The sequence below is a fragment of the Candidatus Nealsonbacteria bacterium genome, assembly GCA_026016225.1.
Lineage (GTDB): Bacteria > Patescibacteriota > Minisyncoccia > Minisyncoccales > JANBVM01 > Nealson33H.
This window is the reverse complement of sequence record CP061210.1, coordinates 383,094-403,134: the sequence shown is the minus strand read 5'-3', so window position 1 is coordinate 403,134 and position 20,041 is coordinate 383,094. Positions and strand designations below refer to the sequence as shown.

The window sequence follows — 20,041 nt, the reverse complement described above, 5'->3', positions numbered from 1 at the left end:
TTTAGAGTAAAAAATCGCTTTCTATTTTAATGCTTTTAGGTAAAAGATAATAAGTTTTGAAACCAAAGAAATAAGTTAATGCGATGGCTGTTTTTGAAAAAATAATTTTTGGTAAAAAGTCCTTTTTAAGTTCTTTTTTATATTTTAAAAAATCTGGGAAATTTTTCAACAAAATATCAGCTGCTTTCAGTCCCCAAATTACCCCGCCCCCTGACCAAGGTTTGGTTAAACCTGTTGAATCGCCACAGAGAGTAATTTTAAGATTAGAGGGAATTATTAATCCTTGGGGAATAAGGGCTGAATTTATGTTTTTTAAATCAATCTTTTTTTCTTCTAAAAACTCGTTAAAAATCTTTTTTGCCCTATCTCTTTTCTCGATTATACCGTACTCTATTTCTTCTCCGCGCGGAATCTTCCATAAAAAGCCGTATTCTGTTGGCCAGGTTTCAACAAAGCTTGAAAAGTCTTTTTTAAAAATAAATCCTTGAATTCCCAAACGAAATTGAGGATTTTTTAATTTTAAAAGTTTTCGAGTCTGGGAAGTAGCTCCGTCACAACCTATTATTTTATCAAATCCTTTGGGAAAAGAATCAATTTTTTTATTAAAAATAATTTTAGCTCCACTTTTTTCAGCTAAGGATGAAACTAATTTATCCAACTCAGCGTGCTTCATCACAAAAAATTTTTTTGAAAAATTAATTCTTATTGTTTTTTTAGGAAAACGTAAAAGAGCATATTCTATCTGGTTTTCAATTAAGTTTTTGCTATCCGGTACATAATCTAAAATTCTTTCAGAAAAAAGTCCAGAACAGGTCTCCTTTCCAATCTTTTTATTCTTTTCAAATACAGTTACTTCAAAACCTCTTTCAGATAGTTTTTGAGCCAAATAAAGCCCGCATATTCCAGCTCCAATAATTGCTACTTTTTGATTTTTCATTTGCATAAAAAAAACTCTGAGGGCGCTCAATTCTTAAAGGTGTTTTCTCTTGTTGCTTAGCTACAATAAAACCTATGGCAAAAGAAAATAAAGAAATTAAGATAACACCAATTAATAAAACTATATCTTCTTGATGTTTTTTTAAAAACTGAGTTAATTTTAATAACATCTACCTTCTTCTTTTGCTAATAGAAGCCCTAATAAAATCTCTAAATAAGGGATGGGGTCTTAACGGAGTTGATTTAAACTCTGGATGAAATTGAGTAGCTACAAAGAAAGGATGCTCTTTAACCTCAATTATCTCAACCAAATCTCTTTCTGGATTGACACCTGCAATAACCAAACCTTTTTTCTCTAAGGTTTTTCGGAAAGTATTATTTAATTCATGGCGATGACGGTGACGCTCAAAAATATATCTTTGTCCTCCATATGCCTTGAAACTTTTGGTGTCTTTTTTAAGTTTACATTTATAAGCACCCAATCTCATTGTTCCACCATAGCTTTTTTCCCTCAAAAGTGCTTTTTGCTCTGGTATCACATCTATTACAGGATATTTAGTTGTTTTTGAAAACTCAGTGGAGTTCGCATTTTTAAAACCGCAAACATTTCTGGCAAATTCAACTACCGCCAATTGCATTCCCAAACAAAGCCCTAAAAAGGGAATTTTATTTTTTCTAACAAACTCAATTGCTTTTATTTTTCCTTCCGTTCCTCTATTTCCAAAACCGCCGGGAACAATTATACCGTCGTAATTTTTAAGTTCTTTTACGGAGCCAGAAGTTCTCTTATATTTTTCTGCTGACAACCAAAAAATTTCAGGTTTCCTGCCAAAGAAATAAGCTGCGTGTTTTATCGCTTCAATTACTGAAATGTAAGAATCCATTAAAGTAAAATCTCCTGTTTTAAAATATTTCCCAACTATGCCGATTTTAATCTTTTTTTTGGCAGTCTTGATAACGTTTACTAATTTTCTCCATTCTTTTAAGCGTCGTTTTCTTGGTCTTAAACCAAATTTTTTTAAAATTTTATTTCCTAAATTTTCTACCTCATAACTAAGTGGAACTTCATAGATTGATTCAGTATCAGGGGCTGAAATAACATCTTCTTTCTGTATGTTACAGAAAATTGAGATTTTCCTTTTCCTCGGCTCATCTAAAGGAACTTCAGCTCTACCTAAAATGATGTCTGGCTGGATTCCCGCTTCATTTAAAATTTTGGCTGCTGTTTGAGTAGGTTTAGTTTTCATTTCTCCAATAGTGCTGGGAATTGGTAAATAAGAAACCAAAATAAAAATTACATCTTCAGGATTTTTTAATTTCATCATTCTGCCAGCCTCCAAAAATAACATATTCTGATATTCACCTACTGTCCCCCCAATCTCAATTAAAGTGAAATCAGCTCTATTTTTTCTGCCTGCTCTCTTAATTCTCGAAATAACCTCATTTGGAATATCAGGAACTACCTCAACACATCGACCTCCGTATTCTAAATTTCTTTCCCGTCTAATTACGGTTTGGTAAACCCTTCCCGTTGTTATATAATTATCTGTTGTTAAGATTTCATCTAAAAATCTTTCGTAATTTCCAACATCTTGGTCGCATTCCGTGCCATCATCCATAACAAAAACTTCCCCATGTTCTATGGGGTTCATTGTTCCGGCATCGACATTAATATAAGGGTCTATTTTGATAGCAGTGATTTTAAAACCCCTGGACTTCAAGATTCTTCCTATGGAGGCAGTAGCTACTCCTTTGCCGACGCCGGACATTACACCGCCGACTACAAAAATATATCGTGCCATAATTATGTCTCTTCTATAACAATTAAAGTTATTTCTGCTTCTAAATTATGCTCAAATTTAATTTTAACCGGAAACTCTCCTAAGGTTTCAATTGGTTTTTCAAGCTCAATTTGTTTCTTTTTAATATCAAAACCTATCTTTTTTAGTTTTTCGTAAATTTTTTGGGAAGTAATTGATTCAAAAAGCTGACCTTCTTCACCGACTTTAACAGGAATTGTAATTTCTTGACCATCAATACTGTTTGCTAATCCTTGAACCTTTTTTAACTCTTCTTCTGCTTTTTTTTCTTCTATTTCTTTTTGAAGTTCTAATTTTTTTAAAGCATCTTCCGTGGCCGGTTCCACCAACCCTTGAGGAATCAAAAAATTCCTGGCATAGCCATTTTTTACCTCTTTTACTTCATATTTTTTTCCTACATTCTCAACATCTTTAAGAAATATAACCCGCATAATTTTCTAAAATTTCTTTCCTAATTCCATTTAAATTAATTTACTATAAATTTTTAATTACTTCAACAGCCTTATCTAATTGAGGATCTCTTCCTTCATCATAATCTTCACTACTCATTTCTACTCTAATATCAGGTTCCAAGCCGCTCCCTGTAATAAGTTGTCCTTTGGGAGTAAGCCATTTTGCAATTGTAATTTTCAAACTTGAACCTCCTCTTAAATCCTCCAATTCTTGAACCGACCCTTTACCAAAAGACTTCTTTCCGATTAATAATATATCACGATTATCTCTTAAAGCTCCAGCTAAAATCTCAGAACCAGAAGCTGAACCCTCGTTTATCAAAATCACAATCTTATAATCCAAAAATGTTCCATTTCCATAGCTTTTATATTCTATCCTGTTTCCATTTCTAAAATCTTCAATAACAACAAGCTCTCCACTTTCTAAAAACCAACCTGCAATATCTTGGGCTATTACCAACAAGCCGCCAGGATTATTTCTTAAATCCAAAATTATTTTTTTTGCCGGACTATCTAATATTTCGAAACTAGCTTTTCTAAAGTCAAGAGCTGCCTTTCTGCTAAATTGATAAAGTTTTATATAAGCAATATCAACATCTTTCCCGCCGGCTTCGCCTTGCGAGGTAAGCAGTTCCCATTTTAAAGAAGGAACTTCAATTACTCCCCTTACTATTCCAACTTCTTGGGTTTCGCCCCAATCTTCCCGATAAATTGTTAAAAGGACTTCGGTTCCTCTGGGCCCTCTAATTAAACTAACCACTTCATCAATAGTTAAATCCATAGTTAGAATATCATTAACCTTTATAATCTTGTCGCCTGCTCTTAATCCTGCTTTCTGGGCAGGAGTTCCCTCTAAAGGAGCTATTACCTGTACTTGGCCTTTTCTAATACCTATTTCCATCCCAACTCCTTCAAAAACTCCTTCAACATCTTCTTTAAATTTTTTTGTATCTTCTGGAGGAAGAAAGACAGTGTAAGGGTCTTCTAAAGATTTCACCATACCGGAAATAGCCCCGTAAATGATTTTCTGGATATCAATCTTTTCTTTATCTACAAATTTCTCTTGCAATTTATGATAAGCTTCCCAAAAAAGAGAAAAATTAATGTCTTCTGGAGGACAAACATCACAAACTACCTGATTTTCTCCTGTCCAAAATCCAAGCCCAAAAACAGCGAAAATTACAATAACCAAAAAAAATAAATTCAGTTTTCTTTTATTTAAACGAATCATAGTTAACAATATTTCTTTTTACCAAAAATTAAACCAAAAGTCCACTTTACTTACTAAAGAGAATTGTTCTCTACAGACCATTTTATACATAAAGAAGTGCCCCCACTCCGAGTCGAACGGAGAACCTTTTCCTTAAAAGGGAATTGCTCTACCAGTTGAGCTATGGGGGCTTTATAATTAAATTTTATCATCTTAAAAGACGAAAATCAACTGGTGAAACAGTTGATTTTAATCCGAACTAATGTAGCGAAATTTTACAATCCGTTTTCTCGCAAGCTTCTTAATAATTCTTTTTGTTTTTTTGTAAGTTTCTTTGGGGTTTCAATAACAAATTCAACATATAGGTTTCCTCTCCCATATCCTGAAAAATGTGGAATTCCTTTTTTGGAAATTCGTAATATCTTTCCAGATTCTGTTCCGGCCGGGATTCTCAACAAAATTTTCTTGCCCTCTATTGTCAGAATCTCTATTTCATCGCCCAAAGCTGCCTGGGAAAAAGAAATAGATACCAAAGCATATAAATCGTCTCCCCTTCTTTGAAAAATTGGGTGTTTTTTAACCGAAACCCTGACGTACAAATCTCCTGACGCTCCACCTCTTTTACCAGCATTTCCTTTTCCTTCAATTTTTATTATCTGGTTCGTATCTACGCCAGCGGGTATAAAAACTTTAATATCTTCTTTACCTTTAATCCTTCCTTCTCCCCGACAAACATTACAGGGTTTTTCAGGCCTATAACCCTCGCCTCCGCATTCAGGACAAATAATGTATTTAGTAAATGTGCCAAAAAATGTCTTTCTAATTTGCTGGACTTGACCTGTTCCCCGGCAGGAAAAACATTCTTTAACTTTAGTGCCGGGTTCAGCTCCCCTTCCTTGACATCGGGGACAAACAACCACTTTTTCTAAAATTATTACCTTTTCTTTTCCTTTTAAAGTATCTTCCAATGAGATATCCATCTCAACTCTGATGTCTTTGCCTTTTTTAAGATCTCTTTTTCTGCCTGAAAAACCTGAACCAAAGATTTCTTCTAACATCTCCTCCAGACCGCCGAATCCTGATTCAAAATTAAAATCTATATCCGGTCTACCCCAACCCCACTGAAAATCAAAGCCCGGCTGACCCCCTCTCATCCCTTCAAAAACCCTTCCAAACCTGTCATATTGATTTCTTTTTTTCTTATCAGAAAGCACCTGATAAGCTTCGTTTATCTCTTTAAATTTTTTCTCATTTCCTCCTTTATCCGGGTGGTGTTTATGAGCCAACTTATAATAAGCCTTCTTTATTTCTTTAGAAGAAGCTTTTTTGGGAACACCTAAGATTTTATAATAGTCTTTCATTATAAGCGAAGCGTTCTAATATTTATTTTTCTTTGTACTCCCCCTCTTCTGCCTGAGATTCTTTTTTTTCTCCAGTTTCTTTCTTCTCTTTTGCTGCTTTGTACATTTCAGCCCCAATTTTCTGAATCACCTGAGACAACTCAGAGGTTTTATTTTTTATATCCTCTATATTATCACTTTCTTTTACCTTTTTCAAACCCTCTATTTTCTCTTCAATCTCCTTTTTAGTCTCTGGAGAAACTTTATCTCCTAAGTCTCTTAAGGTCTTTTCTGAAGTATAAATAAGATTATCGGCTAAGTTCTTAGCCTCAATTAGTTCTCTTTTTTTCTTGTCTTCTTCAGCATGTAATTCAGCTTCTTTTTTCATTTTTTCTATCTCTTCTTTTGATAAACCTATGGAACCTTCAATTCTAATTGATTGTGAACGGCTGGTAGCTTTGTCTTTTGCAGTTACAGATAAAATCCCATTAGCATCAATATCAAAAATAACTTCTATTTGAGGAAGTCCTCTTGGAGTTGGTGGAATTCCAGTCAAAATAAATTTTCCCAAAGACCTGTTATCTGTTGCCATTGGTCTTTCTCCCTGTAAAACATTTATTTCAACCGATGTTTGATTATCGGCTGCAGTTGAAAATATTTGAGTTTTTGAAGTTGGAATGGTGGTGTTTTTAGAAATCATAGCAGTACTTACTCCACCTAAAGTTTCTAACCCTAAAGATAGAGGTAAAACGTCCAACAGCAAAACACTCTTTATGTCTCCTTCAGGAGCTCTTCCTTCTTCTTTTGCTCTTAAGATTTCAGCTTCAATTGCAGCCCCTATTGCCACCACTTCTTCAGGATTGATGGCTTTATTTGGCTCTTTTTCAAAATAATTTTTAACTGCATCTCTAACAGCCGGAACTAAAGTTGTACCCCCAACCAGAACAATCTCATCAATTTCCTCTTTTTTTAATTTTGACTCTTTTAATGTTTTTTTCACTCTCTCAATTGACCTCTCAACCAAATCTCTACTCATGTTATTAAACTGGGCTCTTGTTAATTTGTAATATAAGTGTTTAGGCCCTGAAGAATCGGAAGAAATAAAAGGAAGGTTAATTTCTGTTTCCATTGTAGAAGATAATTCTATTTTGGCATTCTCTGAAGCTTCCCTTAACCTCTGCAAAGCCAGTGAATCTTTTGATAAATCTATTCCCTGTTCTTTTTTAAACTTATCTACAATCCAATTAATTATTATCTGGTCAAAATCATCTCCACCCAAATGCGCCTCTCCACCAGTGGCTACAACCTCAACTGTATCTGGAGAAACATTCAAGATAGAAACGTCAAAAGTTCCACCGCCAAAATCATAAACAACAATCATTTCTTCTTTCTTTTTTCCAAATCCATAAGCTAACGCAGCTGCCGTAGGTTCATTAATAATTCTCAGAACCTTAAAACCTGCAATTTCTCCAGCTGTCTTAGTTGTTTTTCTCTGAGAATCATCGAAATTTGCAGGACAGGTAATAACAGCAGATGTTATTTTTTGACCTAATTTTTCTTCTGCATCTAACTTTAATTTTTGTAAAATCATTGAAGAAATCTCAATTGGGGTATACCATCCGCCAGCTGGCGAATCTCCCATCTTTACTTCAACTCCTCCATCTTTTCTTGCCCTGGTCTCATAGGGTAATCTCTTAAGTTCTTTTTGAACCTCGGGGTCAGAGTGTCTTCTACCGATGAATCTTTTTACCGAATGAATTGTATTTTTGGGATTGGTAATTGCTTGTCTTTTAGCTAAAATACCGACAAGTCTTTCTCCGTTTTTTGCCAATGCTACAACAGAAGGTGTTAAAACTGAACCTTCTCTGTTTTCTACGCATTTTGGCTCACCCTCTAATATGGAAGCCATTTTTGAAATGGCTGTACCTAAATCGATACCTAATACTTTACTCATATTAAAAATTTTATTTATTAATTCTCTTCTACGTTGAATCCTATTTTTTCTTTAGTGACTTCAACTTCTTCTATCTTTCCAAACTTTTCTTCATATCTTTGTATATTATCTTGAAGCGCTTTAATCATCCGCTTTAAGTGTTCAGGACTCACAATCACTCTGGAAGCTAACATTCCTCCCGGAGGCGCATTTAAGAAAAAATCTAAAATAAATTCCTCTTTAAGATGAAAAACTTGCATTAAGTTTGAATAAACTCCTTTTAAGTCTTCGTTTCTTGCTCTAATTTTAATTTGTTTTTTTTCTTTCATAGCTTTAATTTCTTTTTAATTCTCTGACCTTTATTTTGAAACCTTCACCTTGACTTTAGCAGGCCTTAAAATCTTTCCGTGAATCTTATACCCTTTCTGTATTTCTTCCACAACTATTCCCGATTCCACATCAGATTGCTCAACCTCCTCAACTACCTCATGGAAGTTAGGGTTAAATTTCTTACCTAAAGACTCTATTTCTTCAACACCCTGGCTTTTTAAAATATCTTTAATTTGAGTTTTAATTTGTAATAATCCTTTTATATTCTTATTATCTTTTAGGTCTTTAGGTAATTTTCTTTCAGCTAATTCAAGATTGTCTAAAACCGGTAAAAATTTAAAAATCAATCCTGTATCTGCATATTTTATAATTTCTCCAATTCTTTCTAAATCCCCTTTTTTATAATTCAAAAAGTCTGCCCTTTCTCTCTGCCAACTGGCTAAATATTCAGCTTTTAATTTTTCGGTTTCTTTTAACTTTTGTTTAATTTCCTCTACAAGTCTTTTTTCTTCCTTGCCCTCTAAGGCCTTGGCGGAGGAGGGTTTTTTATCTTTTTTTTCCATAAAAATTTAATTAAATCCTTTCTAACATTTCTGTCAAAGAATTAATCAAACTAATATTTTTTTCATATGTCATCCTTTTAGGACCTAATAAAGAAACAATTCCTTCTTCCTTATCCGGAAAATGACATTTGCTTAAGATAATACTAAAATCTTTAGATTTTGTAAAAGGATTCTCTTTTCCAATATAAACTTTAATTTCTGAATTGATATCAATTCTTTTTATATCTACTTCAAATTTTTTTAAAAGCTCTGCAAAATTTGAAATAAAATCTTTTTCCTCAAACTCAGGTTCTCTTAATACTTCCTCCCATCCTTCTTTCCAGAAAAAATCCTTTTCAAAAAGATGAATAGCTGCCAAACCCGAACAGGTTGTGACTAAAAATTTCGAAAGACAAACAGTAAACTTGAGAAAATCTTTTTTTTCCTTCTCAAGAATCTCTTCTATTTGAAAAATATTTTCAAATTTTGAGAGTCCTTTTCTAAATAAATTGTCAACAAAAAACCTATAAGCTTTATCAGTTGGTACTCTTCCTGCTGAAGTATAGGGTTGGTAAAGAAAACCAGATTCAGTTAATTTTTGCATCTCATTTCTTATAGTTGCAGAACAAATACCAAAATTATATTTTTTTTCTATAAGCTGAGAACTAACAGGAAAAGCAGAGTTAATGTATTCATTAACTATCGTTCCTAATATTGATTCTTGTCTTTCGGTTGTCATAATACCAATTATTGTAATTTCATTACATATTTACCTGAGTTGATTATACCAAACCAAAATTGGCAGTCAAGACTCTCAAGTGCTAATTTATAGAAAATAAAAAAAGTCCAATAATAAAATAAAGGGCCTCTTTAGAATAGATACAAGAATTCACTATTCTCCCAATTCCTTTTTTAGTTCCTCCATAGACTCCTTAAACCTTTCTAATTCTTCAGGAGTTAATCTCATAAGGGATATTTTTAGAGATTTTATAGACTTATCAGAATAACCTTCTTCCCGAAGTTCTTCCAGAAGCTTTAACACTGATTCCTCGAAATCTTCTTTTTCTTCGTCTTTTTCTCCTTCTATCATTTCCTTCTCTATTTTCTTTCCTGTCTTTAGAACCTCTGTAAATTCTTTTAAATTTCCAAAAAATTCTTTACAATCCTCTAAATCCTTAAATTCACCGTATACATCTAAAAATTCTTCTGTCATTGCTAATCCTAATTTTCTATTCTCAGAATTAAGGCGGTGAGCATATCTATTTAACAGTTTAATTCCCTCTTCAGAAAACTTTATTTCTACTCCAAATCTTCCTCTTTTTCCAAGAGCACCAGCAATTCTCTGGAGATTACCCCGAAGTATTTGCAGTGTCTTAGGTAATCCTTCTAATTTCTCTTTAGTCATACCCGGAATTCCTTCTATTTGTTGCTCTGGTTGTTTTTTTTCAATATCACCTCTTATTTTTTCTATTGTTGGCTTCCTGTCTGTTTTCTTTGTTGTTGGTCTTTCGGATATTGGTTTATATTCAGGTATTATTTTCTCACCTCGAATAGCGCACATATTAATTATTTAAATCATGTTTATATTTATATTATGCAATCATAATATTTTTTTTATCGGATTGTCAATTTAAAAAACTTTCTTAATTAGCTTTCTTCCAAAAAATATAGTAAAATAATTCTAATGAAGAAAATTACTAAAGGAGAAAAAGTCACCTGGATAAATATTCAAAGGCCTACAAAAAAAGACCTTGATTATCTTAAAAAGAGGTTTAATATTCACCCTTTGGTTTTAGATGAGCTGATAAATCCAAGTCACAGACCAAAAGTAGAACGCCACAAAAACTATATCTTTATGATTCTTTATTACCCTGTTTATGATAAAGAAAAAAGAATAACAGCTCCTCGAGAATTAAACATTATTGCTACTAATGACGCTTTAATTACCAGTCATTACAAATCTATTCTTCCCTTAAAAACACTTTTTAAGAGCTGCAGAGCTTATGAGGAATCTAAAAAAAATTATATGGGAGAGGGACCGGGACATCTTCTTTATTATGTCCTAAGTGGTTTTTGGAAAAATTGTCTCTCTAAACTACAAAAAATAGATGAAAGAATTGATAAAATAGAAAGAGAAATTTTCAGCGGAAAAGAAAAAGAGATGGTTTTAGAAATATCTCTGGTTAAAACAGATATTATTAATTTTTGGAGAATAATCAAACCTCAAAATGAAGTTTTAGACTCTCTTTTAAAAGAAGGGGTAGATTTTTTTGGAGAAAACCTTTCTCCTTACTTTTCTGATATTTTAGGAATTTATGACCAGGTTCTTAATGGTTTGGAAAGTCATAAAGAAGCTATTTTAGCACTGGAGGATACAAACCAATCTCTGCTTTCTGCCAGAATTAATGAGATTATGAAAATTCTAACTATCTTTTCTGTAATTGTACTGCCTTTAACTCTTATTTCTTCAATTTGGGGTATGAATTTTCCAGTCTCCCTTCCTTTTACACGCAACCCTATAGGTTTTTGGGTAATTTCAGTTATCATGCTTGTTGTAATGGCAGGAATGATACTTTATTTCCGTAAAAAGAAATGGTTATAAAAAAGACTCACTCATTAAAGTGTCTTTTTTTGTTGATATAGGAACTCAATTCAGGTTAAATCTATGTCAGAAAAATCAACGAATATCATAGCTTCTCTATTACTTTTAATAATGTTTGTTTCGGCTTTCTCCAGTTATTTGGGAGATTCAACCACATTTGACGAATCGTCCCATATTCCTGCAGGTTACTCTTATTTGTCTCAAAAAGATTTCAGAATAAACCCTGAACACCCCCCTTTAATTAAAGACCTGGCTGCCTTACCTCTTTTGTTTTTAAATCTTAATTTCCCATCAGATTCAGATGCCTGGAACAAAGATGTAAATAGCCAATGGGCATTCGGTTGGGAATTATTATATAATTCTGGGAATAACCCTGAGCAGATTACATTTTGGGCACGCCTCCCGATGGTTTTTGTCCTCCTCTTTTTAGGATGGTTTTTATTTAATTGGACAAAAAAAGAGTTTGGAAAAGAAGTTGCTCTTTTAACTTTAACTTTCTTTTCCTTTTCGCCAAATTTTTTAGCCCACGGCAGATTAGTAACAACTGATGTTGGAATTACGTTGGGGGTTTTGTTAGCTACTTATTTTTGGTTAAAATTTTTAAAAAATCCATCAAAAAAGAATGTAATTTTAGCAGGTATAGTTTTTGGAATTTCAATGCTTCTTAAGTTTTCAGTAGTTCTGGTAATTCCTCTTTTTATAATAATTACCATTATTTATTCTTTATTAAAAAGAGAAAATCTTTTAAAGTACCTTTTTCTCTCTGTTTTGGTTGGGGTAATAGGAGTAATATTTGTAATTTTACCTGTTTATCAATTTCATATATTAAATTATTCCCCGGAAAGACAGCTTTCAGACACAATAACTATCCTGGAACCTTTTCCCATGAAATCCTTAAAAAACCTTTGTATCTGGATGGCAGATAAACCAATAATAAGAGCTCTTGGCCATTACTTTTTAGGTCTTTTAATGGCTATTCAAAGAACTAGTTTTGGAAATACTGTTTATTTTATGAATATGATTTCAGCTTCGGGATGGTGGTATTATTTCCCAATTGTATATGTTTTAAAAGTGCCCTTAGCATTTCATATTTTAACCTTAATTTCTCTATTATTAACAATCTTTTTTATAGACAAACCTTTTTGGATAGATACTTTCAATAGATTAAAAAACTGTATCTTAAATCATTTTACTGAATTCTCCATGACTGTCTTTTTGATAATATACTGGGCAACTTCTATCTCCGGGAACCTCAATATCGGGCTAAGACATATCTTACCTACCTTCCCCTTTACCTATGTTTTAGTCAGTTTAGGTTTAATCTCTGTAATTAAAAAAATAAAAAGACCTGTTTTTAAAAAAACAGGGATTTTAACAATTGCACTTTTACTTTCCTGGTACATCTTTTCTTCTTTAAGTTCTTACCCTTATTATCTGTCTTATTTTAATGAAATTGCTTCAGGATCTAATAATGGATACAAATACGTTGTGGACTCAAATTATGATTGGGGGCAAGATTTAAAAAGATTAGCACAATGGCTTGAAGAAAAAGGTGTCAAAAAAATAAAAGTTGATTACTTTGGAGGCGGAGACCTAAACTACTCTCTCGGTGATAAATGGGAGAGATTTAATCCTTTAGAAGGTCCTCAAAAAGGATGGTTGGCAATATCTGTTACCTTACTCCAGGGAGGTAGAGGAAATCCAACCCCTGATTTTAATCAACCGGCACTTTACTATAAATGGTTAGATAATTATGAACCTATAGCAAGGGCTGGAAAGTCAATTTTTATCTACCACATAGAATAGAATAATTATTCTTTTGCTTGTCTATATTTAAAAGGAGCCGAATTTCCAAATCTTAACTCAATATATTCTAAATCCTTTCTTTTTTCTAAAGGAATATCCTCTTCTAACACAGCTTTTAATTTCGTTAATTGCCAACCTAAGTCTTTTTTAGGATTAAAGTAAATCTCCCAATTATCTAAAGCTTCAACATTTGTTCTTTCCTCTGAAACAATTAAAAATTCTTTTGTTTGAATATTAAGATTTTCTAAGTCTGAAAAAATATCTAAAATTCCAAAAAGCAAATCTGTCTCTATAATTCTTTGCCCTAACTCTAATTCATCTTTTGAATTAGGGTTTTTTATTTTGGGCAGAGATAGATTGTTTCCTCCAATTTCCTCAAAAATTATTCCTTCTTTATCTAATGGAAAGCATTTTTGATAAGAAGATTCTGTTTCATCTTTAGTAAAAAGTTTATAATCTTTACAAAATTTTGCTACAGCTTTTCTTTCTAAAATAGTAAAGATTAAGGTTCGGGGAAGACTTCTACTTATTTTAGCTTCTGCTATCTGAGGAAAGTTACTTAAGATATCATTTTCTATTCCACCAAGGTTAGCTAAAAAAATATTTTCAGCTGGAAAAAATATTTTTTTCTTTTTAAGCTCATTTTCAGCTATTTTTATAATTTCCTCTTTTAAAATTTTTTTGTTGCCAAAAACAGTAATCTTTTCAATCTGAAAAAAATCAGAAAAAAATAAAAAATAAATGGCAAATACCAAAAAAACAAAAATAAGAAATCCTAACAAAAAAAATCTGTTCTTAATTATTGATTTTTTTCTTTTAATCCTATGTGGTTTTCTGTATCTTCTCATAAACTCCTTTTTATTCTTCTCAATTTCTCAATAAAAAATGACATCCAATATCTTTTTGAGAGGATAAAGTCTTGCGTCTTCATATATTCTTTACTACCTCCCCCAAAACCCATTTTAAATAAAGTTAATCCTGCCCAGGGGTGTTTTTTAAAAGAGGGACTATTAACACCATCTGAAATTGGGGCTATACCCCAAAAATTAAATTTTTTACATTCTCTTTTTTTAGCTTCTTTAATTGCTTCCCATAAAAGCAAATATGAAACCGGAATTTTAGGATATTTTAAGGAAGAAGCTCCGTGGTGATAAAAACCAATGTCTTGCCAAAAAATAAAAATCCCTGAAGAAACTATCTCGTTCTTATACTTTCCCAAAAATATAAATATTTCATTATCGGGTAAAAAAGATAAAAACTCATTTTTTAAATAATTCAAAGAAAAAGGCACAAATTGGTGACGCTTTTTTGTTACCCGATAGAGTTTATTAAATTCTTCAATATCTTTTATGTCTTTACTTTTTATTATTTCAATACCCTTTTCTTTTTTAGCTCGTTTTATAAGATAGCGAGTTGTTTTTCTCATCTTTTTTAAAAGCTCTTCTTCAGATATGTTTAAATCTAACTCCCAGGTTAATTCTGGATGAATATGAATTGGGGCTTCCCTAAAGCCCAACTCTTTAAAAATTTCAATATTTTTTATATTTCTTTCCCAAAGAGGCGCTATTCTAATAAAACTTGCTTTTTCTGTCTTTGCTATTTTTTTTAATTCTTCTAATAACAAAATCAATACTTGTTGCCTGTCGTTTGTTTCTTGTCGCTTTATATTTGGTCCATGAGGCAAGAATAAAAAAACACCTCTTTTAGCTGTTATCTTAATTACTAAAGCCGTACTTATTAACTCCTGTTGCCTGCTGCCTGTTGCCTGTTGTTTATATATTCCAATTCTCCAAATCTTATCCCCCATCATTTTATTAAATTCTCCCCAGTTAAAAGACTGTAAAAAACTTTTTTCTTTTACGTTTCTTAAAAAATCCTCCCATATTCTTTTGTTTCTTATTTCCTCTATTCTAAAGTCCATATTTTAATTTTGGGATAGAAGTGAATTTTTAATTTCTCTTGAAATCCTACCTTCCAAAAGAATAATATCTTCTGGTTCAGAAAAATTCTTCACCTTTTCTATAACCTCTTTTGCTTTTTCCATAAATAAAATGTCATTTTTTTTCATTCCATTTTTTATTGCTGTTTTTTTAATTTCTGAGAAACATTCTTTTGTCGTTATTATTGCTAAATTGCATGTTTTAGCAATTTTCTCACCTATTTCTTTATGAGCCCGTTTCGAGGCTTGAGCCAATTCAATCAAACAGGGCATAATGATTATTTTTCTTCCCTTCCAAAGTTTCAGATATTCTAAATGAGAAATTACGCCTCTGGGATTAGCAGAATAAGTAGAATCAATAATATTAATGCCTTTAATTCCTTTTAAAAGCTCCATCCCTCCTTGTGAGGGTTTTATTCTTTTACAAGCGCTGGCAATCTCTTCCAAATTCATTCCTAACTCCTTTGCGCAAGACACAGCTAATAAAATATTCTCAATATTTTGAACTCCCATTAGATTAACCTTAAAAAATGCTGAATCTCCATCTTTTGAAGAGATTTTAAAACTAAGGTATTCCTTATCGGCTTTTATATCTTCTGCAAAAATATCAGTTTTTTCCCTGGTTGAGCAAAATCTTATCTTCTTTAATTTAGGGTTATAATCTTTTATCTTTGACTTCTGGTTTTTTATAACCTCGTTGTTTAAATTAAATATCGCAGTCCCCTCTTCCGGTAAGCTTTCTATTAATTCATACTTTGCTCTTATAATGTTTTGCTGCGAACCAAAAGTTGCCAGATGCTGTTCATTAATACCTGTTAAGATACCAATTTTAGGCTTTACGATATTGCAAAGCAATTTTATTCCTCCCCTATTGTAAGCTCCCATCTCGGCAATAAAGATTTGCTGACTTTCATCTAAATCATCCAAAATAGAACGGGATACTCCAATTTCTGAGTTCTGATGTTCTCTGGTTTTTAGAACCCTGAATTTTTGAGATAGGATAAGAGCCAAAAATTCTTTTGTTGCTGTTTTACCGTAGCTGCCGGTAATTCCGATGGTTAATAAATTTTTGAATTTTTCTCTTTTTTTCCTGGCCCTTTGAATAACTTGATTTCTTAATAAAACAGCTAAAGGTTGAAAGACTAAAACAATTCCAGAAACAGTGAGAGGTGTTAAAATATCAAAGATTAGAAGGCGAAAAACTAAAAAGGTTCTCAGTGAAAAATAAATTAAAAAATAAAAGGTCTGGAATGAAAATGCCACAAATAACAAAAAGATTGTCTTTTTTGTAAATACTGGCTTTTTTATTTTTTTCCTCAAAAAGTCATAAAAGAATTTAGCTGTTTCCAAAGAATACAAAACCATTACTAACAAAGAAAATAATAAAGAAAAAGAGGAATAAAAGTAAATAAAGAAGGTCAAAATTATCTTTAAAATTAATAATTTGTTCAACAAAATCCCTTTCCCCTTTTCCGTTCTAAAATGGTCGATAAAGCGACCGATGTGATATTCTTTTAGCTGCCAAAGATAAAGCCAGAACAAAATTGCTTTTGTCTGTCGGAAAAACCAGAAAAAACTCAAAATAATATAAACCATAACTTAGTATTTACCCAGAAAAACAGCCTAGTTGTTATACCGGGCTTAAAAAATTTGAAATAATATTTACTAATTTTTCTGGAACTTCCAAATGAGGACTATGACCAATTTCTGGCAAAATTTCTAATTGGGAGTTATTTATTTTTTCCTTAAAAAAGTAAGCATCCTCTAATGGGACTATTTTGTCTTTTCTACCCCAAACAATCAATGTTTTTATTTTGATATTACTTAAATAAGATAATAAATCTTCATCCAAAACTTTTTTCATTGTTTCTTTCATAATTCCATTGGCTTTAACATAATCTTTGTGACGTAAAAAAATATAAAAAAGGTTTCTAGCTTTGTCTTTAAATCTTACCAAAAACTTAGGCGCAAATATCATATTACCAACTTTAGATAATAAAAAAACTATCTTTGTCTTCAGATTTGGTTCTCGTTTAATACCGGCTGTATCACACAAAATTAGGGCTTTTACTTTTTCAGGAAATTCTACTGCAAATTTTATTGCCACCCTACCTCCAAAAGAATGACCTAAAAGAAAAAATCTGTCTAATTTTTGAGATTTCATGAAATCAACAGTCCATCTTACATAGTCTGTAATACTCCAGGGTTCTTTTGGGGTTTTGCTTTTTCCAAATCCCGGAAAGTCGGGACAAATTACTTTGTAGCTTTTAGCTGACAAAAGTTTTTGAACTTTTAACCACGAGAAAGAAGAACCTCCCCAACCGTGCAGAATTAAAATAGCAGGACCTTGACCTGCCACTTTAAAATTAGTTTTTAAACTGTTAATTAAAACTATTTTTTCTTCCATAACAAAATTTAATTTTAACCAACCTTTTTGAAATTTGTATATTTCTGCAGGACTTGAGGCACTTTTATACTTCCATCTTTTTGTTGATAATTCTCTATAATTGCAATTAAAGTTCTTCCGATAGCAAAAGCTGTTCCGTTTAAGGTATGAACGAAATTCAATCGACCTGCTTTATCTTTATACCTGATATTCAATCTTCTCGCCTGAAAGTCAGTGCAATTTGAAGTTGAATGTGTCTCTCGATATCGATTCTCGGAAGGAATCCAGGACTCAATATCATATTTTGCAGCTGCCGGATCACCTAAGTCACCCGTACACATTTGAACTACTCTGTAAGGAATTTTTAAATTCTCCATAAATTTTTCTTCCAATGATAATAAAAGTTGATGTTCTTTCTTTGATTCTTCCGGACGGCAAAAGGTAAACATTTCAATTTTATCAAATTGATGTACTCTTAAAATTCCCCTGGTATCTTTTCCGTAAGACCCTGCTTCCCTTCTAAAACAAGAAGAAAAACCTACATATCTCCTGGGAAGTTCTTTTTCTTTAAAAATTTCTCCTGAATGCATGGGACCTATAATCTGTTCTGCAGTACCAATCAAATAAAGATTATCTCTTTCAATAAAATACATTTCTTCTCTCCCCCTTTCCATGTAGCCCATTCCCTGCATTATTTCAGGTTTTACAATTACAGGAGGTATAACAGGAATAAAATTTTCTTTTTTCAGCTCCTCAAAAGCAAAATTTACCAATGCAAACTCCAAAAGAACAGCTTCATTTTTCAGATAACCAAATCTTGTACCTGAAACCTTAGCTGCTCTTTTAATGTCAATTAAATTAAGCTTCCGGGAAATTTCCAAATAATCTTTAAAAGCGAAGTTAAATTTAGGCTTTTCTCCCAATTCTCTTAAAACTACATTATCTGACTCGTCTTTACCTTCGGGCACTCCTTCCTGGGGCAAATTGGGAACCTGAAGCATTAAATCATTAAACTCTGTCTCAATCTTTTTTAATTCTGGTTCTATTTTTTTAATCTTAGTCTTTAATTTTTTCGCTTTTTCAATTTCACCTCTTTCCAGTTTTTTCTTTTCCGAACGTAAACTTTCTATGTCTTTTAGATAATTTCTCCTTTTTCTGTCCAGTTCTAAAAGTGTATCAATATCAATCTTGACCTGCTTTTTTCTACAGCCTTCTTTTACCTTATCCGGATTTTGGCGAATAAATTTGATGTCTAACATGTTTATTTCTTGGGTTTCATTGTCGGGAACAATATTGCTTCCCTTAAACTATGGGAATTTGTAAGGAGGGTGACCAATCTATCTATACCCATACCAAAACCAGCGGCTGGTGGCATTCCATATTCGAGCGCTTCTAAGAAATCTTCATCCATCCTTTGGGCTTCTTTGAATCCTGCCTTGTAAAGCTTTTCTTGCTCTTTAAATCTTCTTCTCTGTTCAAGTGGGTCGTTGAGTTCTGAAAAAGCATTAAGCATCTCCCAGCCCGCAATAACTAATTGGAAATCTGCTAATTTATTTTTATATTTTTCTAAAGCTTTAGCTAAAGGTTGAAATCCTAAAGGATGGTGAATAATAAATGTCGGCTGCCAGATTTTTGCTCGGCAAACCTTTTTGAAAATTTCATCTGCAATTTCAGACTTGGGAGCTCCTTTTTGCACTTTTACTCCTAATTCTTTTGCTTTTTTAGCTAATCTCTCCGCATTTATCTCTTCTAAATTTATTTTTGTTTCCTTTTTAATAAGATGAGAAAATTCAATTCTCGGCCAGGGAGCTTTAAAATTAATCTCTCTTCCTTCGTATTTAATTTTCGGCTTCTTAAATACACTCTTTACAATATGCTCAAACATTCTCTCTGTTAATTTCATTAACTCTTTATAATCAGCGTAAGCCCAGTAAAACTCAAGCATTGTAAAATCAGGGTTATGATATCTATCAACACCTTCGTTTCTAAAACATTTTCCAATCTCATAGACCTTTTCAAATCCTCCTACTAAAAGTCGCTTTAGATAAAGTTCAAGGGCTATTCTTAAATACAAATCAATATTTAGGGCATTTAAATGAGTTTTAAAAGGCCTGGCTCTTGCTCCTCCATAAATTGGTTGTAAGATTGGGGTTTCAACTTCTAAAAATCCTTCCTTGTCTAAAAATTGCCTTATTTCTTTTATAATTTTAGAACGAATCTTAAATTTCTTTTTGACTTCTGAATTAAAAATTAAATCTAAATATCTTTTCCTATATCTTTCTTCAATCTCTTTTAAGCCGTGCCACTTTTCAGGTAGAGGCAAAAGACTCTTAGCTAACATTTTAAAGTCAGAAGCTTCAATGGTTTTTTCTCCTTTTTTTGTCTTAAACAATATCCCTTTTACTTCAATAAAATCTCCAATATCAAAATTATTCAAGAAAAACCTGTATCCTTTTTCTCCCAATCTATCTCTTTTAAAGAAGGCTTGAATTTTACCTGTGCCGTCTTCAAGATGTAAAAAGGTAGCTCCTCCATGAATTCTTAAAAGCCTGATTCTTCCTGCTAAAACTATTTCTTTTTTCTCGCTAAAAAATTTAGTGAAATTTCCTAAAGTTTCTTTTATTGTCTGGGTTCTTTTTGTTTTTAAAGGATAAGCCAAGAATCCAGCACTTTTAATTGCTTTTATTTTTTTAATCCTATTTTTTCTAATCTCCTTTTCAGCAGACATATACTTTAATTTTAGTA

At 32.2% G+C, this 20,041-nt stretch carries 19 protein-coding genes and 1 tRNA gene; 2 read left to right on the top strand and 18 right to left on the bottom strand.

Going from position 1 to position 20,041, the window contains the following annotated elements:
* Nucleotide 1 precedes the first annotated feature (1 nt).
* The 12 genes from IB617_02075 to IB617_02020 all read right to left on the bottom strand — a co-directional run bounded on the left by IB617_02075 (nucleotide 2) and on the right by IB617_02020 (nucleotide 10,124).
* The gene (locus IB617_02075) at nucleotides 2–937 is read right to left on the bottom strand and encodes an NAD(P)/FAD-dependent oxidoreductase (GenBank protein ID UZE92923.1); all 936 of its coding nucleotides are present in this window, start codon (nucleotides 935–937) and stop codon (nucleotides 2–4) included.
* A complete protein-coding gene (locus IB617_02070) occupies nucleotides 867–1,106 on the bottom strand; it encodes a hypothetical protein (protein UZE92922.1) in 240 nt (79 codons plus the stop codon). The genes IB617_02075 and IB617_02070 overlap by 71 nt, the downstream gene beginning before the upstream one ends.
* Nucleotides 1,107–2,738 (bottom strand): CTP synthase, encoded by a 1,632-nt coding sequence (locus tag IB617_02065; protein UZE92921.1) that lies wholly within the window; start codon nucleotides 2,736–2,738, stop codon nucleotides 1,107–1,109.
* Nucleotides 2,739–2,740: 2 nt separating this feature from the next.
* Nucleotides 2,741–3,187, bottom strand: a complete 447-nt coding sequence (gene rplI / locus IB617_02060; protein ID UZE92920.1) for a 50S ribosomal protein L9 — start codon at nucleotides 3,185–3,187, stop codon at nucleotides 2,741–2,743.
* A gap of 43 nt (nucleotides 3,188–3,230) precedes the next feature.
* A complete protein-coding gene (locus tag IB617_02055) occupies nucleotides 3,231–4,439 on the bottom strand; it encodes a S41 family peptidase (protein ID UZE92919.1) in 1,209 nt (402 codons plus the stop codon).
* Nucleotides 4,440–4,536: 97 nt separating this feature from the next.
* Nucleotides 4,537–4,609: transfer RNA gene (locus IB617_02050), tRNA-Lys, on the bottom strand.
* Between the two features lie 84 nt (nucleotides 4,610–4,693).
* Nucleotides 4,694–5,779 (bottom strand): molecular chaperone DnaJ, encoded by a 1,086-nt coding sequence (gene dnaJ, locus IB617_02045; GenBank protein ID UZE92918.1) that lies wholly within the window; start codon nucleotides 5,777–5,779, stop codon nucleotides 4,694–4,696.
* 22 nt (nucleotides 5,780–5,801) lie between these two features.
* Complete coding sequence (gene dnaK, locus IB617_02040) at nucleotides 5,802–7,712, bottom strand: molecular chaperone DnaK (GenBank protein ID UZE92917.1); 1,911 nt, start codon at nucleotides 7,710–7,712, stop codon at nucleotides 5,802–5,804.
* Nucleotides 7,713–7,729: 17 nt separating this feature from the next.
* Nucleotides 7,730–8,020, bottom strand: coding sequence for a DUF3467 domain-containing protein (locus IB617_02035; protein UZE92916.1), 291 nt, complete (start codon nucleotides 8,018–8,020; stop codon nucleotides 7,730–7,732).
* A gap of 30 nt (nucleotides 8,021–8,050) precedes the next feature.
* Complete coding sequence (locus IB617_02030; protein UZE92915.1) at nucleotides 8,051–8,584, bottom strand: nucleotide exchange factor GrpE; 534 nt, start codon at nucleotides 8,582–8,584, stop codon at nucleotides 8,051–8,053.
* Nucleotides 8,585–8,594: 10 nt separating this feature from the next.
* The gene (locus IB617_02025; protein ID UZE92914.1) at nucleotides 8,595–9,302 is read right to left on the bottom strand and encodes a hypothetical protein; all 708 of its coding nucleotides are present in this window, start codon (nucleotides 9,300–9,302) and stop codon (nucleotides 8,595–8,597) included.
* A 153-nt stretch (nucleotides 9,303–9,455) separates the two neighbouring features.
* Nucleotides 9,456–10,124, bottom strand: coding sequence for a hypothetical protein (locus tag IB617_02020; GenBank protein ID UZE92913.1), 669 nt, complete (start codon nucleotides 10,122–10,124; stop codon nucleotides 9,456–9,458).
* A 123-nt stretch (nucleotides 10,125–10,247) separates the two neighbouring features.
* Between IB617_02020 and IB617_02015 the strand changes: the two genes are divergently transcribed.
* Together IB617_02015 and IB617_02010 are read left to right on the top strand one after the other, a co-directional pair.
* Entirely contained in the window at nucleotides 10,248–11,165 is a 918-nt protein-coding gene (locus tag IB617_02015; GenBank protein ID UZE92912.1) for a magnesium transporter CorA family protein, read from the top strand.
* A 63-nt stretch (nucleotides 11,166–11,228) separates the two neighbouring features.
* Nucleotides 11,229–12,971 carry a glycosyltransferase family 39 protein gene (locus tag IB617_02010; GenBank protein UZE92911.1) on the top strand — a complete coding sequence of 581 codons (1,743 nt, stop codon included), beginning with the start codon at nucleotides 11,229–11,231 and terminating at the stop codon, nucleotides 12,969–12,971.
* 5 nt (nucleotides 12,972–12,976) lie between these two features.
* Here the strand turns inward: IB617_02010 and IB617_02005 are convergent, their stop codons facing one another.
* From IB617_02005 to lysS, 6 genes are read right to left on the bottom strand one after another with little or no spacing between them, the layout of a single operon-like run.
* Entirely contained in the window at nucleotides 12,977–13,819 is an 843-nt protein-coding gene (locus IB617_02005) for an FtsQ-type POTRA domain-containing protein (GenBank protein UZE92910.1), read from the bottom strand.
* Nucleotides 13,816–14,892 carry a peptidoglycan bridge formation glycyltransferase FemA/FemB family protein gene (locus IB617_02000; protein ID UZE92909.1) on the bottom strand — a complete coding sequence of 359 codons (1,077 nt, stop codon included), beginning with the start codon at nucleotides 14,890–14,892 and terminating at the stop codon, nucleotides 13,816–13,818. The genes IB617_02005 and IB617_02000 overlap by 4 nt, the downstream gene beginning before the upstream one ends.
* 3 nt (nucleotides 14,893–14,895) lie before the next feature.
* Nucleotides 14,896–16,506 (bottom strand): UDP-N-acetylmuramoyl-tripeptide--D-alanyl-D-alanine ligase, encoded by a 1,611-nt coding sequence (locus IB617_01995; GenBank protein UZE92908.1) that lies wholly within the window; start codon nucleotides 16,504–16,506, stop codon nucleotides 14,896–14,898.
* A gap of 34 nt (nucleotides 16,507–16,540) precedes the next feature.
* Nucleotides 16,541–17,317, bottom strand: coding sequence for an alpha/beta hydrolase (locus IB617_01990; protein UZE92907.1), 777 nt, complete (start codon nucleotides 17,315–17,317; stop codon nucleotides 16,541–16,543).
* A gap of 14 nt (nucleotides 17,318–17,331) precedes the next feature.
* Nucleotides 17,332–18,555 (bottom strand): serine--tRNA ligase, encoded by a 1,224-nt coding sequence (serS, locus tag IB617_01985; GenBank protein ID UZE92906.1) that lies wholly within the window; start codon nucleotides 18,553–18,555, stop codon nucleotides 17,332–17,334.
* Nucleotides 18,556–18,557: 2 nt separating this feature from the next.
* Complete coding sequence (lysS, locus tag IB617_01980; protein ID UZE92905.1) at nucleotides 18,558–20,024, bottom strand: lysine--tRNA ligase; 1,467 nt, start codon at nucleotides 20,022–20,024, stop codon at nucleotides 18,558–18,560.
* Between the last annotated feature and the right edge of the window lie 17 nt (nucleotides 20,025–20,041).